Raw genomic sequence first — 15,437 nt, forward strand, 5'->3', positions numbered from 1 at the left:
ACCCGCCGTGCCGGACCGAGCGTGACGCAGCGGTCACGCCGACCCGGCTCCCCCGAGAGGAACACCATGACGGAGTCCGAGCAGCACACCCCGGTCGCTGACCGCTTCAGCCCGCTCCACGACGAGCACGTCGCCCTGGGAGCCTCGCTCACGAGCTTCGGCGGCTGGCAGATGCCGCTGCGGTACACGAGCGACCTGGCCGAGCACCGTGCGGTGCGTGAGGCGGCCGGCCTGTTCGACCTCTCCCACATGGGAGAGATCGAGGTCAGCGGGCCTCAGGCAGCCGCGGCCCTGGACCGGGCGCTCGTCGGCAACCTCACGGCCGTGGCCGTCGGCCGTGCGCGCTACACCATGATCTGCGCCGAGGACGGCTCGGTCCTCGACGACCTGGTCGTCTACCGCCTGGCCGAGGAGACGTTCCTCGTCGTCGCCAACGCCGGGAACGCCCCGTTGGTGACCCAGGAGCTGGTCCGTCGGTGCGCGGGCTTCGACGCGACCGTCACCGACCAGGCTGCGGAGACCGCGCTCATCGCGGTCCAGGGACCGCGGGCCGAGGCGATCGTGACGTCGCTCGTCGCCGCCGACGACGTACAGACCGTCCAGGAGCTGAAGTACTACGCGTCGGTCTCCGTGCGGGTCGCGGGTCTCGACACGCTGCTGGCCCGCACCGGCTACACGGGAGAGGACGGGTTCGAGCTGTTCGTCCCGGCCGAGCATGCGCGAGAGCTGTGGCAGGCCGTGCTGACGGCGGGGGAGCCGCTGGGGCTGGTCCCGGCAGGCCTCTCGGCCCGCGACTCGCTGCGCCTCGAGGCGGGGATGCCCCTCTACGGGCACGAGCTCGACACCACCACCACGCCGTATGAGGCGGGGCTCGGGCGCGTCGTGAAGCTCGACAAGGTCGATGCCGAGGGCAACCCGCTCGAGTTCGTCGGGCGCGCTGCGCTCGCGTCGCGCAAGGGCGCACAGCCCGCGCGCGTGCTCGTGGGCCTCCGCGGACTCGGCAAGCGTCCCGCCCGCGCGGGCTACGCCGTCGTGATCCCGGGCAAGGACCCCGACGTGCAGATCGGGTTCGTGACCTCGGGAGCGCCCTCGCCCACGCTCGGGTACCCGATCGCGATGGCCTACGTGACCCCCGAGTTCAGCGCCGAGGGCACCGAGCTCGCGGTCGACGTCCGTGGTCGCGAGGAGCCGGTGGTGATCGTGCCCATGCCGTTCTACCGTCGTCCTCAGGCGTCCTGACCGTCGTCGGACCGGTCCTGACGCCCGGTCCTGGCGTCAGGACCTGCCCCGCGCAGCGCACCGCCCCCGTTCTGCGGGCCACACGGCCCGCCCCCGTCCAGCACCCGCACCAGCACACCAGGAGCCCCCATGGCCGACTTCCCCGGCAACCTGCAGTACACCGCCGAGCACGAGTGGCTCGACGCCTCGAACCCGGCCGTCATCGGCATCACGAGCACGGCCGCCGAGGCGCTCGGTGACATCGTCTACCTCGAGCTCCCCGAGGTCGGGGCGGCCGTCACGGCCGGCGCGGTGATCGGCGAGGTCGAGTCGACCAAGTCGGTCTCCGAGCTCTACTCCCCGGTCACGGGGACGGTGGCCGAGGTCAACCAGGCCGCGATCGACGACCCGTCGCTCGTCAACGCCGAGCCCTTCGCGGGTGGTTGGCTCATCAAGGTCGACGTGACCGAGACGGGCCCCGTGCTCACGGCCGAGGAGTACAGCGCGCTCGTGGGCGGCTGACGGACAGCAGCGATGATCTGCGTCCGGCGACGGACGCGCCTCGGAGGGCCGGTTTCGCGACGACGTCGCGGGCCGGCCCTCCGGGCGTCCCGGGGTGCGTTCGGGTTGTGAGTCACGCACGCTCGGCCCAAACTGTGAGGCGGGTCACAATTCTCGTCGCAACGCGACAAGGGTGATCTGGGACACATGGGAGATACCACCTGCTACCGCTCGTCGCGGGTAGAAATCGCTCTGACCAGCGGAAATGCACCGTACCTGCGATGCTCACGCGCCGCTCGGCAGAGCAATCCAGATTGAGGGTGAAAAACCGCGTCATGAATCGACGACTGGGCCATCTCTCCCAGTAGCAGCAAGGCGCCGGATCGATCCATGACGCGATGGAGAGACCGGTCAGCACATGGAGGAAGCATGAGCATCATCGAACTGGCCCGGACCGAGTCGCCGGCAACCCAGCTCTCAGCCCCGCTCACCCGTCGTGAGCACGTGGTGCTGTCGAACCTCTCCGAGGACATCACCCTGGAGCAGATCGCCACCAAGCTGTTCGTGACGCGCAACACCGTCAAGTCGCAGGTGCGCAGCCTCTACCGAAAGCTCGGCGTCTCGACCCGCGCAGAAGCGGTCGAGTGGGCCAAGGCTGCCGGGATCCGCTGAGCCGGTCCCGCACCGGCATCGGCACCGTCGCCCGCCGACACCTGTCGGCGGGATCGTGAGCCTCGGCCGGGTCGCCGCGTGTGACCAGCCGGACACGTCCCGGGTCCTGTCCCGTCATGTCCGGCGTGAAACACTCCGCGTATGACTCTCCGCCGACTCGTGGTCGCCGCGGCCGTCGTCGACGACCTCGCCACGCCCCGTCTCCTGCTCGCCGCGCGCCGTTCCCGGCCGATCGAGCTGGCCGGGCGCTGGGAGTTCCCCGGCGGCAAGGTGGACCCGGGGGAGACCCCCGTCGAAGGGCTGCACCGTGAGCTCCGCGAGGAGCTCGGTGTGCAGGTCGAGCTCGGAGCCGAGCTCCTCGGGCCCGACGACGGGGGCTGGATCATCACGGACCGTCACGTCATGCGCCTGTGGCTCGCGCGCGTCGTCGCCGGAGAGCCCGAGCCCCTGGTCGAGCACGACGCGCTGCGTTGGCTCCCTGCGGGCGAGTGGGCGAGCGTCGACTGGCTGGACGGTGACGTCCGGATCGTCGCGGCGCTCAGCGAATGGGTCGCCAGGGAAGCCGTCTGACCCAGGTCTCGACCTGTCGTCTGCTCCGCAGCCGCACGAGTGCGACGGGCGGGTCCTGCCGGGCTGCGACCACCGGGAGGTCGCGCAGCGACCGTCGCGTCGACCACGCCCACCGGACGATGTGGTCGCGGTCCGTGAAGATCGTCCGGAGCGGCGGCTCGACGTTCCCGTTCCACAGCACCTCCTTGTGCCGGGCCCGGCGCACGGTCCTCGTCACGACCTGACGCATGGTGGTCAGGGTGGGGAGGTCGAGCCACACGACGAGCTCGGCCTCGTCCAGCAGGAGCGGGCGCACGGCGCGGTACTGCCACTCCATGACGAACGCCTCCTGCCCGACGGCGGCCCGCACGTCCTCGACGAACGTCGCCCGGGGAGTCCAGTCGGGTCCGTGGAAGAGCGCGTCGATCTCGGTGTGCGGCAGGTCGAGCCGTGCGGCGAGCCGTCGTGCGAGGGTCGTCTTGCCCGAGCCCGAGACCCCGGCGACGAGGATGCGGCAAGGGATGTGCCCGAGGTGCGCGACGACGTCGTCCTGGGCTCCGAGGGTCGTGTGCACCCCGGGACACTACCCGACGCCGTGCGGGTGCGACCTCGGCGGCGTGCGAGGAGTCAGCCGTCGGCGGGCTCGCGGGCGGGGGAGTCCTCGGCGGGGGCATCGGCGGCCGGTACCGACTGCTCGCCCAGGTGCTTCGGGGTCCAACCGGTGCTGACGGCACCGATCATCTGCGGGGGAGTGTGCTTGCGGGCCCACGCCTTGAACACGAGGTACATGACGATCACGAGGACGTACCGGAGGTTCGCCAGGACCAGCTGGACGGTGGGCTCGCCGCACCCGAGCGTGGCCGAGGTGTCGTTGAGCGAGTGGACCACCATGACGAGCAGGATCCCGCCCAGTGCCGCGGGCGTCCCCTTGCGGCCGTACAGGTGCCAGGCGCGCCACGCGATCGCGACCGCGATGCCCGTGAAGAGCCAGTGGAAGGGCGAGACGCCGAAGATGCGCGCGACCTGGGCTGCGATGACCGACGCGGTGGTGACCGCCGGGGTCTCGCCGCCGCAGAAGGCGGGCCCGGACGCTGCGGCCGTCTGGTACGCGTAGAGCGTGGTCTCGGCGATCGCGAACCCGAACCCGGAGGCCAGGCCGATCGCCACGCCCACGCGCGGGTTGCGGTAGGTGCCGAGCAGGAACAGGGCGACGGGCACGAGCAGCTTGGCGGTCTCCTCGGTGAGCCCGACGAGGTTCGCGGAGAGCGAGATGCCGCCGATCGAGCCGGTGAGGTTGTTGAGGTTCATGCCGACGAGGAAGGTGGCGCCGGCCGTGGCGACCGCGACGGCCACGACCTGCCCGAGCCCGATCAGGTCCCGGAGCGCGAGCTGGCGCTCCACGAACCCGTAGAACGCCCAGCAGACCAGGGCCATGGCCACGAAGCTCGTGACGGCGATGACGTGCACGTTCTCGGTGGACCGGTAGAGCGTGGTCCCCGCGAGCAGCACGACGGCGGCGGCGACCAGCGCCCAGACCCATCGCCCCCAGAAGCGACCGCGGAAGTGGTGGCCGCGGTCGGCCGCCTCGGCGCCGTCGGTGACGCGGGCCGTCCAGGCCTGCCCGTCCCACAGCCGACGCCGTGGTGTCCTGGCGGCGGGGTCGGGGAACCACCGGGCCGGGGGCGCGTCGGTCGGCCGCGGAGCCAGGCGCCAGGCGGCGTAGAAGCCGGCGACCAGCAGGACCGCACCGAGCACGTTGAGCAACATCATGACTGCAGCCAATCACTCGTTCTGGTCGGACAGGGGACGGTCGTCACCACACCTGGACGTTCGACCAGGGTGGATGACCCCGCGCAGCCCACCAGCCAGGAGGCCCCGTGACCGTCCGCGTGCTCGTCGTCGACGACCAGGAGCTCATCCGGGCGGGCTTCGCCGCGCTGCTCGGGGTCAGCGACGGGATCGAGGTCGTGGGGGAGGCGGCCGACGGGGCCCGGGCGGTCGAGCTGGCACGAGACCTGCGGCCCGACGTCGTCGTGATGGACCTCCGGATGCCGGGGACGGACGGGATCTCCGCGACCGCGCAGATCGTCGGCGACCCCGATCTCGCCGAGGTTCACGTGCTCGTCCTGACGACGTTCGAGGACGACGAGCACGTGATCGGAGCGCTGCGCGCCGGTGCGGCCGGGTTCCTGGGCAAGGGTGTGCGCCCACAGGTCCTCGTGGACGCGGTGCGCACCGTCGCTGCGGGGGACTCGCTCCTGTCCCCGCAGGCCACACGGAGCCTGATCGCGCGGGCGGTCACGACCGAGCCGCGTCCCCGCGTCGACGGCGAGGCCTTCCGGTCGCTCACCGACCGCGAGCGCGAGGTCGTGCTCCTGGTCGCCCAGGGGCTGAGCAACGACGACATCTCGGCGCGGCTGCACGTCACGCCGCTCACGGCCAAGACGCACGTGAACCGAGCGATGTCGAAGCTCGGGGCCCGTGACCGGGCCCAGCTCGTGGTCCTCGCCTACCGGTCGGGGCTCGTCACGGGCGAGGCCTGAGGGCCTGCGCCGGGCTCTGTCGGCGGACGGTCCCCGAGGGTTCCGGTCCCGGGTGGCGACGTCGACCTGATGCGTGGGCCGGGCCCCGCACGTCCTGCTCATCCTCAGGCAACACCTCTCGGCGTGCGGACCGCGTGGAACTGTGCCCTACTACTGAGCGGTAGGTTTCAACTTTTGATTGACAGGCGATAGAAGTCGGCCTAGATTCCTACCAGGTGGTCGAGGAAGACCATCTCGGTAGCAGGTAGATACGCCGCATTCCAGGAACTTCCGGGCCGCTCACACTGTGTGAGCGTTCATCCGTCGGGGCGACCCGGCGTTCAGCCGGTGCCACCCGACAGCGATGACGGAGAACACCACCACTCGACGGCGAGGGGAGGACGACGACGGTGGCGAGGGCGGGAGTGCCCGGGGAGCCACCGCCACGAGACACAAAAAGACCGGACCACCCGTGATCCCGCTGTCTCAGCAGCGAGCGGTGGCCCGGTCCGGCGATGAACCCCCATGAGGAGCTGCATCACTGTGAAGTCTATTCCTGCACGAAGGACCGCGAGATCAAGGGTGGTCGCCGCGTCTCTCGCGGGCGTCCTGGCCCTGTCGGGCCTCGCGGCCGCGACGGGCCCCGCGACGGCCCACGACGGCGTCGACCACGGCAGCGAGCCCGGCGCGGAGGCCGCGCTCGACTGGTCCAACTACGAGAAGATCCTGCTGACCAAGGACGTCGGCGAACCGATCGACCTCGCGATCCTGCCCGACGGCAAGATCCTGCACACCGCACGCAACGGCGACGTCCGGCTCACGGACCCCGAGACCGGTGTCACCGCCATCACCAACAAGATCCCCGTCTACGCGAACTCGGAGGACGGTCTCCAGGGCATCGGGATCGACCCCGACTTCGCGGAGAACGGCTGGGTCTACCTCTCCTACGCGCCCCTGAGCGGGACCCCGACGGGCTCGGCCCCCAACACGCTCCCGGCCGGTGCCGACGAGAGCTACTGGGACCAGTGGAAGGGCGTCAACCGGCTCTCACGGTTCAAGTGGACGGGCACGGGCCTCGACCTGGCGTCCGAGCAGAAGATCATCGACATCGAGGTCCAGCGCGGTCAGTGCTGCCACGTCGGCGCAGACATGGACTGGGACGGCGACGGCAACCTCTACCTGTCGAGCGGTGACAACACCCCCGCGAGCGCGCCCGGCGCCAACGGCTTCGCGCCCAACAACGACGCCCCCGGCATGAACCCCGGACTGGACTCGCGCCGCGGCGCGGGCAACACCAACGACCTGCGCGGCAAGATCCTGCGCATCAACGTCCAGGAGGACGGCTCCTACACGATCCCCGAGGGCAACCTCTTCCCGGTCGGTACCGAGAAGACCCGCCCCGAGATCTTCGTGATGGGTGTCCGCAACCCGTTCCGCATCGACGTGGACCCCGAGACGAACAGCCTCTCGTGGGGCGACTACGGCCCCGACGCGGCCAACGCCGACCCGGCACGTGGCCCCATGGGCTACGTCGAGTGGAACACCGTGAGCCTCGACGACCCGCACAACGCGGGCTGGCCCTACGTGCACGGGCCCAACGCGCCCTACAACGAGTGGAACTTCGCGACGAGCACGCCCGGGGCCTTCTTCGACCCGGCCGCGCTCAAGAACAACTCGCGCTGGAACACGGGCCTCGTCGACCTGCCCCCGGCACGCGAGGCGACCCTGTACTACGGCGACCGCCCCGGCGACCAGCCGTGGGACGAGCTCGTGAACTTCGGCACCGGCAGCGGCCAGGCCCCCATGGGCGCCCCCGTCTACCACTACGACGCCGAGAACCCCTCGACGTCCAAGCTCCCGGAGTACTGGGACAACAAGGCGTTCTTCGGTGAGTTCTCGCAGGACTACCTCGCGGCCTTCACGGTCGACTGGGAGACCTACGAGGTCACGCACATCGAGGACTTCACGCCCAACGCCCAGCTGGCCAAGAACGCCCAGCCGCTCAACGACAACATGATCGACATGGAGTTCGGCCCCGACGGCTCGCTCTACGTGCTCGACTACGGCGACGGGTTCTTCCGCGCCAACCCGGACGCCGGCCTCTACAAGGTGTCCTACGCCGAGGGCAACAAGGCCCCGCAGGCCCGCTTCACCGCGACCCCCAACTCGTCGTCCGAGGCCCCGCTCACCGCGGCCTTCGACGCGAGCAGCTCGAGCGACCCCGACGGCGATGCCCTCACGTACCAGTGGGACTTCGACGGCAACGGGACGTTCGACGCCACGGGAGTCACCGCGAGCCACACGTACACGACCCTCGGTCAGTACAACGCCCGCCTGCGCGTCACCGACGCCAAGGGCAAGTTCACGCTGACCTCCAAGGTCATCTCGGTCGGCAACCAGGCCCCCGAGGTCACGGTCGACTACCCCGGTGACGGCTCGTTCTTCAGCTGGGGCCAGGCCGTCCCGTTCAAGGTCTCGACGAACGACGCCGAGGACGGCACCGCGACGGCCTGCAACCGCGTGGCGTGGACCTACGGTCTGGGCCACGACGAGCACGCCCACCCCGAGGTCTCGGGCACGGGCTGCACGGGTGCCTGGAAGACGTCGCCGGACTCGCCGCAGCACGGTGAGGGCGCGCACATCTACGGCGCCGTCGTCGTCTCCTACACCGACAACGGCCACAACGGCCTGCCCGCCGCCCCCGGCGAGGCGACCGTCCAGCTGAACCCGTTCGTCCAGCAGGCCGAGCACGCCAAGAGCAAGGGCGTCGTGGCCTACGAGGACGAGACCGCAGGTGCCGGTCAGGCGATCCGTGGCCTCGGCAACGGTGACCACCTGTCCTACAGCCCGGTGAACTTCGCCGGGATCACGGGCGTCAAGGTCGTCGCCAACGGTGGCGGGCAGCTCCAGCTCCGCTGGGGTGCGGCCGACGCCGCGCCGTTCGCCACGGCCCAGATCCCCGCCGGCGCAGGCTGGAAGGAGGTCACGGTGCCGTTCACGAACGCCCCGCAGGGTTCGGGCACGCTCTTCGTGACCTCGGCCAACGAGCTGGCCGTCGACTCGTTCGACTTCCAGGGCGTGGGCGTCGGCGACGTCAAGGCGCCGACGATCAAGCACACGCTCGACCCGGCAGCGCCCACGGGCGTCGGCGGCGTCTACAACAAGGCCGTGCGCATGAACCTCGACGTCAAGGACGACGGCGCTCTCGCGAGCGTCCAGTACTCGACCAACAACGGCCAGTCCTGGACGAACGTGGCCGCGGCCAGCGGCGCGTACAGCGTCAACTTCACGACCAACGGCGTGCGGAACCTGCAGTACCGCGCGACCGACACGGGCGGCAACGTCTCGGTGGTCGGGTCGGTCTCGTTCACGATCGACCTCGCGGCGCCGAACGAGCCCACGGTCTCGTCGGTCACCAAGGTCGCCGTGCCGGCAGCCCGCGTCTCGTTCGGGGCACCGGGCGAGGCCACGGTCACCGTCACGGGCGAGGGTGGCACGCCGACCGGCGACGTCGTCCTGACCTCGGGTGACACCGAGGTCGGTCGCGGGACCCTCGTCGACGGCGTGGCCACGGTCGCGCTCGACCCGACGCTCGCCGTCGGGACGCACACCCTCAAGGCGAGCTACCAGGCCGACCAGGTCTTCAAGAAGTCCTCGGCGACAGTGCGCCTCACGGTCGCCGCGGCCTCCTCGACCGTCTCGGGCTCCGTCTCGCCCAACCCGGTCAAGCCGTCGATCGCCGCCAAGGCGACCATCTCGGTCGAGAGCTCGACGGGTGTCGTCGCCACGGGCGACGTCACGGTCACCGTCAAGCGCAACAACGCCACGGTCGCGACCCGCACCGGGACGCTCGACGCCGAGGGCGACGTCGTCGTGACGCTCCCGAAGCTCCCCGAGGTCGGCACCTACAAGGTCGAGATCGCCTACCAGGGCTCGACCGGCGTCACCAAGAGCGCGACGTCGCTCAACCTCACCGTCCGCAACTAGGCACGTGGTGGCCCGGGGCTCGCGCCCCGGGCCACCGAACCTCACCTCGAAGGAGAGACATGAGTTCACACGAGCACCACCACGAGTCCATCCCGGCTCGCCCGATGAGCCGGCGGAACCTGCTCAAGGCCCTCGCGGCCTCGACGGTCGCCGTCGGTGTGGGCGCGGCGATCGGCCCGACCGCGGCGTCCGCCCTGGGCGGCGTGGCCGCAGCACCGAGCAGCGGCCGCAACCGCCTCGTCCCCGTCAACCGCATCGGCATCCAGCTCTACACGGTGCGCGACAAGGTCAGCTCGCTCGGCTTCCGGGCCGTGTTCGAGGAGCTCGCCGACATCGGCTACTCCGAGGTCGAGTTCGCGGGGTACACGCAGGGCAACGTCGGCGCGATCACCATCCCCGAGATCCGCCAGCTGCTCGACGACAACGGCCTGCGGGCCGTCGGGACGCACGCGACCCTCAACCCGGGCAACATCGACGCCGAGATCGAGAAGGCGCTCATCCTCGGGATGCCGCACATCGGTCAGGGTGGCCCCATCAACAACACCCCGACCGTGGCCGCCTGGACCGCCGCGGCGAACACGTGGAACCAGATGGGCGTCAAGACCAAGGCCGCGGGCCTCAAGCTCTACGCGCACAACCACGACGGCGAGTTCCGCTTCACCACGGACGACCCGACGCGCCGCGTGTACGACCTGCTGTGGGACGAGTTCGACCCCGAGCTCGTCTTCTTCGAGATGGACGTCTTCTGGGCGCACGTCGGCAAGCACAAGTACCCCGGGTTCGAGCCCATCGACTACATCAAGCGCGACCCGCGCCGCTTCCCGATGCTCCACCTCAAGGACGGCAAGACCAACACGGGCAGCGCCAACGGCTACGACATCATCGAGTTCGGCGAGGGCAACATCGACTACCAGGCCTTCCTGTCGCAGCTGCGCACGCGCGGCCAGCACTTCGGCCTGTTCGAGCAGGACAACGCCAGCTCGGTCGCCGCGCCGCCGAACCCCCTGAACTCCCTGGGCAACGCACGGCGCAGCTACACCTCCATCTACGGCCTTCGCGGCTGAACCACCGAGAAAACAGGAGATTCGCCATGAAGTGGAAGGTTTCAGCAGCCGCTGCCGCAGCGTTCGCGCTGATCGCGGTCGGTGCACCAGCAGCGCACGCCGCCGTCACGAGCTGCACGACCGAGCTCGACGACACGGTCATCGCGGGCGACCTGGTCGTCCCCGCGGGCGCGACCTGTGTCCTCGGCGGGACCACGGTCCAGGGGTCGATCACGGTCGGTGACGACGCGTGGCTCGACGCGACCGAGGCCGTCATCGAGGGCGACGTCGTCGCGACCGACGCCTACGGCGTCCTGATCGACGGAGCGAGCGTCGGGGGCGACATCAGCTCGTACACCGCCGGCTCGCGCGTCGGGTTCCTCTACCTGTACGACCTGCGCGTGGGTGGCAGCGTCGCGGCGGGCGGGGTCGACGTCGAGATCTCGGACTCGAAGATCTCGGGCAACCTCTCGACGCAGGCCGCGACGTACGTCGACCTGCTGCGCACGAGCGTGAACGGTGACGTGACGCTCGGCGACAGCGACTTCGGCGTGAGCGTCGGCGGCGCGGTCGTCGGAGGCAGCCTGTCCGTGACGGGCACGTCGCGCGACGCGCTGGTCGGCGCGACGAGCGACGGGTCGGCGGACCAGTGGGGCAACACGGTGGGTGGGGACCTCGTCCTGACCGGCAACACCGCGAACCTCCAGGTCGCGGGCACCACGGTCCACGGGGCCGTGCGCCTCGCGGACAACGCACCGGCCGCGAACTTCGGCCCGGGCAACACCGCGGGCTCGGTCGAGGGCGACCTCACCGGCACGGCCCCCGGTGCGCTCGCGGCGGGCGACCAGTCGGTCGCCGTCGTGATCCCCGAGCCCCGTCCGGGCGAGCTCACGTGGAGCCTCGAGGGCTCCTCGGGTCTCGTCGACCTGGGCGTGGCCGAGGAGCAGGGCGACCACTTCGCGGCCTCGGGCGACCTCGTCCCGGTCCGTGTCACGGACACGCGCATCAACGCCCCGGCGTGGTCGGTGTCCGCACAGGTCGGCGACTTCGTGGCGGGCGGCGAGACGGTGTCCGGCAAGTACCTCGGCTGGACGCCCGCGCTCCAGGAGAACGACGGCGGAGCGGTCGCGGGTGCGGCCGTCGCCTCGGGCTTCGTCGAGGGTGACGGCCTGTCCGTCGCCCGCACCCTGGGCAGCGCGGAGGCCGGGCACGCCCGTGGCTCCGCGGTCATCGGGGCGGAGCTCGACCTGAAGCTCCCGCTCACGGTGAACGAGGGGACCTACAACGCGACGCTGACGCTGACGGCGCTCAGCTAGTCACGTCGTGATCGTGGTGCCGGCCGGCCCGTTTCTCCGCGGGCCGGCCGGCACCACCGTTCGACAGCTCTCCTGACCGGCGCCCCTGACGGGCTGCTCCTGACGGGCACGGACGGCCGCCCCGACGCGGCGGACCGCCCGGCTACCCTCGGTCGGAACCCACGAAAGCAGGCACGACCATGGCGACCCAGCACCTCTCCCCCCAGGCCGCGCGCGACCGCGCGAGCCAGACCGCGCAGCCCGCGCAGGACCCGCGCTCGGCGCAGCGCAACGCGAGCGCCCACCAGCGGGAGAACGGCCACAGCCACGCGCTGTGGCTCCTCGCCGTGCTGGCCGTGACGCTGGTCGTGGGTCTGCTCGTCTCGCTGGTCGCCCCCGGAGCGTCAGCCGTCGCCTCGCCCGCATCGGCCGCCGCATCGCGGACCGCCGCGCTCCCGCACGGGGTGAGCGCCGCCGTCGGGCAGGTGGACCCCGCCGCGCCCGCTCCGGACGCCCCTGCCGAGCCCGACGCCCCCGCCGTGACGACGCCCGTCACCTGGGGCGTGCGGCCCGCCGACACCGTGCACGGCACCGACCGCCCCAACTACGCCTACGGCCTGGAGCCCGGGACGAGTCTCGACGACGCGATCATCGTCTCCAATTACACCGAAGGGCCGCTGACGTTCCGCGTCTACGCGGCCGACGGGTACATGACCGAGGCCGGCGAGCTCGACCTGCTGCCCGCGGGCGAGGAGTCGCAGGCGCTCGGCTCGTGGGTGACCTTCGAGGCCGACGACGTCACGATCGAGGGCGGGGGCACCGCGGTCGTGCCCTTCACCGTGACGGTCCCCGCCGACGCGACGCCGGGCGACTACGCGGCGGGCGTGGTGTCCTCGCTGCTCGTCGAGAACGCCGAGGGCGTGAGCGTCGACCGCCGCCTCGGCTCACGCATGCACCTGCGCGTCGCAGGCGACCTGGTCCCCGCCGTCGTGGTCGACGACGTGTCGGTCACCTACGACGGCACCCTCAACCCGTTCGCCGCGGGCGACGCCGTCGTCACGTTCACGGTCACGAACGACGGCAACACTCGCCTGGCCCCCGGTCAGGCCGTGCGCGTCGCGGGGCCGTGGGGCGCGGGCGCGCAGAGCGCGCCGCGCGTCGAGCTCCCTGAGATGCTCCCCGGCACGTCGCTGACGCGGACCGTGACGGTCGACGGCGTCTGGCCGCTGGGCCGGGTCAAGGGATCGGTCACGGTCTCGGCGGAGGTCGTGACCGCGATCGGTGCGGCCGACGCCGCGCCCCTGCCGGTCGCGCCCGCCACGGGCTCGGCCTCGACGTGGGCGGTGCCGTGGTCGGCCCTCGCGCTGCTCGTCCTGGTGGTCGGGGGCGTCGTCCTGCAGCGTCGCGGTGCCCGACGGCGGCGCGCGAGCGACGAGCGCAAGGTCGCCGAGGCCGTGGCCCAGGCGCTCAAGGAACGCGACGAGCAGCCCGTCGCCTGAGGCGGGCTGCGGCGGTCAGGACGGGCCGGCCGGTCGGCGCCCCCTCGGGGAGCCGACCGGCCGGCCCGTTCGCGTCGACGGACGCGGTCCCGTCCCCGTGCTCACGGGAGCCACGCGGTCGGCCCCCAGGGGCGGCTGGGTGACAGATCATGCGCCCCGGACGACAGGTTGTGCACAGGCCCCGGAGGGCCTGGTGATCCGGTGCTTGACTGCCGACGACGCCCTGTCCCCGCGGACGGGTGTCGCCGCAGTCCCCACGACGAGGGGTCGACCGCAGCAGTCGCGGCCCTCGTGTCCGGATCAGGCGCACGGACTTCACGTCCTCGAGCGTCCTGTCAGCAAGGAGCACAACGCAGTGAGCACTCCCACGGCACCATCGCCGAGCCCGAGCCCTTCGTCGGGGGGTCGGTCGTCGTTGTTCGGTCGGTTGCGTGGGTGGTGGTCGGGGTTCGTGGAGCGTCGGCCGGGGTTGGCTCAGTTCTTGGTGTTCTTCGTGCTGAGCAATGGTGTGACGGTGTTGCAGCTGGCGTTGATGCCGTTGTTCAAGGCGGGGTTCGGGTTGACGTCGTTGGTGGACACGAGCTTTCAGGTGTTGGCGGTGGGGTCGAATCCGGATGGGTCGCCGTTCTACCTGTTCGACTATGCGGGGGGTGGGTTGCCTGAGGGTGGGGGTGGGTTGGCGTACTTCTTGGCGGTGCAGGTGACGTTGTTGATCGCGCAGGTGATCAACTTCTTCGCTCAGCGCAACGTGACGTTCAAGTCGAACACGAACATCTGGCGGGCGGCGTTCTGGTACACGGTGGCGTACGTGGTGATCACGTTCGCGGCGGCGGCGTTGCAGGGGTGGTACAAGGCGCCGGTGTACGAGCTGTTGATCGATACGTGGGGGATGGGTAAGACGGGGGAGACGGTGGCCGACATGGTCACGATGATGATCAACGCCGTCCTATCCTTCTGGGTGTTCTTCCCGATCTTCAAGATCATCTTCAAGCGTGAGCCCGAGCCCGTCGAGCCTGCTGACGTGGGTGGGTCGGGTGGGGTGGATGTGTCGTCGGCCCGTGCGGGCCAGGAAGTGTGAAGAGTGTTGTCCTGATGAGCAAGCTGTTGACGATCGTGGTGCCGTGCTACAACTCGGCGGCGTACATGGAGCGGTGCATCGAGTCGTTGCTGCCCGGTGGTGACCTGGTCGAGATCTTGATCGTGAACGACGGGTCCTTCGATGCCACGGGGGAGGTCGCGGACCGGTATGCGGGCGCGTATCCGGGGGTGGTGACCGCGATCCATCAGGTCGACGGTGGGCACGGGGCGGCGATCAACACCGGGCTCAGGCATGCGCGCGGGGCGTTCATCAAGATCGTGGACTCCGACGACTGGCTCGATGCGGACGCCTACCGGCGGGTCCTGGAGACGTTGGGCGGGTTCGCCGCGGCCGGGACCGGGGTGGACGTCCTGGTGTCGAACTTCGTCTACGAGAAGGTCGACAAGCGCAAGAAGACCGCGGTGCGGTACACCAACGCCCTGCCCAGGAACCGGGTCATGGGCTGGGACCAGGTGGGGCGCTTCCGCAAGTCGCAGTACATCTTGATGCACTCGTTGATCTACCGGACCGCTTTGTTGCGTGAGGTGGGGCTGGTGCTGCCTGAGCACTCGTTCTACGTCGACAACCTCTACGCGTACGCGCCGTTGCCCGCGGTGCGGACGTTGTACTACCTGGACGTGGACCTGTACCGGTACTACATCGGGCGTGCGGACCAGTCGGTGAACGAGGACGTGATGATCTCGCGGGTCGATCAGCAGCTGCGCATCAACCGGGCCATGATGGAGCACCTGCGCGCGGTGCGCGCCGACCCGCAGGCACCACGCGCCCTGGCGCGGTACATGCTGCACTACATCAACATCGTGAGCATGGTCTCGTCCATGCTGTTGATCCGGTCGGGGACCGCGCAGTCCCTGGCGAAGAAGGACACCTTCTGGGCCGAGGTCCGCACCCAGGACCCGGCCCTGTACCGGCGCCTGCGCCGCACGCCCTTGCACCAGATCACCAACCTGCCCGGACGCCCCGGACGCGGCATCTCCGTCCTGGCGTACAAGACCGCCCAACGCGTCATCGGCTTCAACTAACACCCACCCCGGCGCACCGGCCGGCCCGGC

13 protein-coding genes are annotated in these 15,437 nt (G+C 70.6%); 11 read left to right on the forward strand and 2 right to left on the reverse strand.

From position 1 onward, the window contains the following. Positions 1–66 precede the first annotated feature (66 nt). From gcvT to ACFWGN_RS02955, 4 genes are all read left to right on the forward strand, one after another. Positions 67–1,239 carry a glycine cleavage system aminomethyltransferase GcvT gene (gene gcvT, locus ACFWGN_RS02940; protein ID WP_377615598.1) on the forward strand — a complete coding sequence of 391 codons (1,173 nt, stop codon included), beginning with the start codon at positions 67–69 and terminating at the stop codon, positions 1,237–1,239. A 129-nt stretch (positions 1,240–1,368) separates the two neighbouring features. Continuing rightward, entirely contained in the window at positions 1,369–1,740 is a 372-nt protein-coding gene (gene gcvH / locus ACFWGN_RS02945) for a glycine cleavage system protein GcvH (RefSeq protein ID WP_191801850.1), read from the forward strand. A 408-nt stretch (positions 1,741–2,148) separates the two neighbouring features. Beyond that, the gene (locus tag ACFWGN_RS02950; RefSeq protein WP_191801852.1) at positions 2,149–2,391 is read left to right on the forward strand and encodes a LuxR C-terminal-related transcriptional regulator; all 243 of its coding nucleotides are present in this window, start codon (positions 2,149–2,151) and stop codon (positions 2,389–2,391) included. 141 nt (positions 2,392–2,532) lie between these two features. Beyond that, complete coding sequence (locus ACFWGN_RS02955; RefSeq protein WP_377615599.1) at positions 2,533–2,961, forward strand: (deoxy)nucleoside triphosphate pyrophosphohydrolase; 429 nt, start codon at positions 2,533–2,535, stop codon at positions 2,959–2,961. Here the strand turns inward: ACFWGN_RS02955 and ACFWGN_RS02960 are convergent. Next, positions 2,930–3,514, reverse strand: coding sequence for an AAA family ATPase (locus tag ACFWGN_RS02960; RefSeq protein WP_377615600.1), 585 nt, complete (start codon positions 3,512–3,514; stop codon positions 2,930–2,932). The two genes, ACFWGN_RS02955 and ACFWGN_RS02960, sit on opposite strands and share 32 nt — an antisense overlap. A 53-nt stretch (positions 3,515–3,567) precedes the next feature. After that, the gene (locus ACFWGN_RS02965) at positions 3,568–4,710 is read right to left on the reverse strand and encodes a PrsW family glutamic-type intramembrane protease (RefSeq protein WP_377615601.1); all 1,143 of its coding nucleotides are present in this window, start codon (positions 4,708–4,710) and stop codon (positions 3,568–3,570) included. Between the two features lie 107 nt (positions 4,711–4,817). Between ACFWGN_RS02965 and ACFWGN_RS02970 the strand changes: the two genes are divergently transcribed. The 7 genes from ACFWGN_RS02970 to ACFWGN_RS03000 all read left to right on the forward strand — a co-directional run bounded on the left by ACFWGN_RS02970 (position 4,818) and on the right by ACFWGN_RS03000 (position 15,407). Continuing rightward, on the forward strand, positions 4,818–5,483 hold the full coding sequence (locus ACFWGN_RS02970) for a response regulator (RefSeq protein ID WP_191801858.1): 666 nt from the start codon (positions 4,818–4,820) through the stop codon (positions 5,481–5,483). 561 nt (positions 5,484–6,044) lie between these two features. Then, the gene (locus tag ACFWGN_RS02975) at positions 6,045–9,449 is read left to right on the forward strand and encodes a PQQ-dependent sugar dehydrogenase (RefSeq protein WP_377615602.1); all 3,405 of its coding nucleotides are present in this window, start codon (positions 6,045–6,047) and stop codon (positions 9,447–9,449) included. A gap of 59 nt (positions 9,450–9,508) precedes the next feature. Further along, entirely contained in the window at positions 9,509–10,513 is a 1,005-nt protein-coding gene (locus ACFWGN_RS02980; protein ID WP_225220036.1) for a TIM barrel protein, read from the forward strand. Positions 10,514–10,539: 26 nt separating this feature from the next. After that, positions 10,540–11,808 (forward strand): hypothetical protein, encoded by a 1,269-nt coding sequence (locus tag ACFWGN_RS02985; RefSeq protein ID WP_377615603.1) that lies wholly within the window; start codon positions 10,540–10,542, stop codon positions 11,806–11,808. Positions 11,809–11,987: 179 nt separating this feature from the next. Continuing rightward, complete coding sequence (locus tag ACFWGN_RS02990) at positions 11,988–13,286, forward strand: DUF916 domain-containing protein (protein WP_377615604.1); 1,299 nt, start codon at positions 11,988–11,990, stop codon at positions 13,284–13,286. Positions 13,287–13,770: 484 nt separating this feature from the next. Further along, positions 13,771–14,364 (forward strand): hypothetical protein, encoded by a 594-nt coding sequence (locus ACFWGN_RS02995; RefSeq protein WP_377615786.1) that lies wholly within the window; start codon positions 13,771–13,773, stop codon positions 14,362–14,364. A gap of 14 nt (positions 14,365–14,378) precedes the next feature. Further along, entirely contained in the window at positions 14,379–15,407 is a 1,029-nt protein-coding gene (locus ACFWGN_RS03000) for a glycosyltransferase family 2 protein (RefSeq protein WP_377615605.1), read from the forward strand. Positions 15,408–15,437: the final 30 nt, after the last annotated feature.

This window comes from Oerskovia sp. NPDC060338, assembly GCF_042726295.1.
GTDB lineage: Bacteria > Actinomycetota > Actinomycetes > Actinomycetales > Cellulomonadaceae > Oerskovia > Oerskovia merdavium.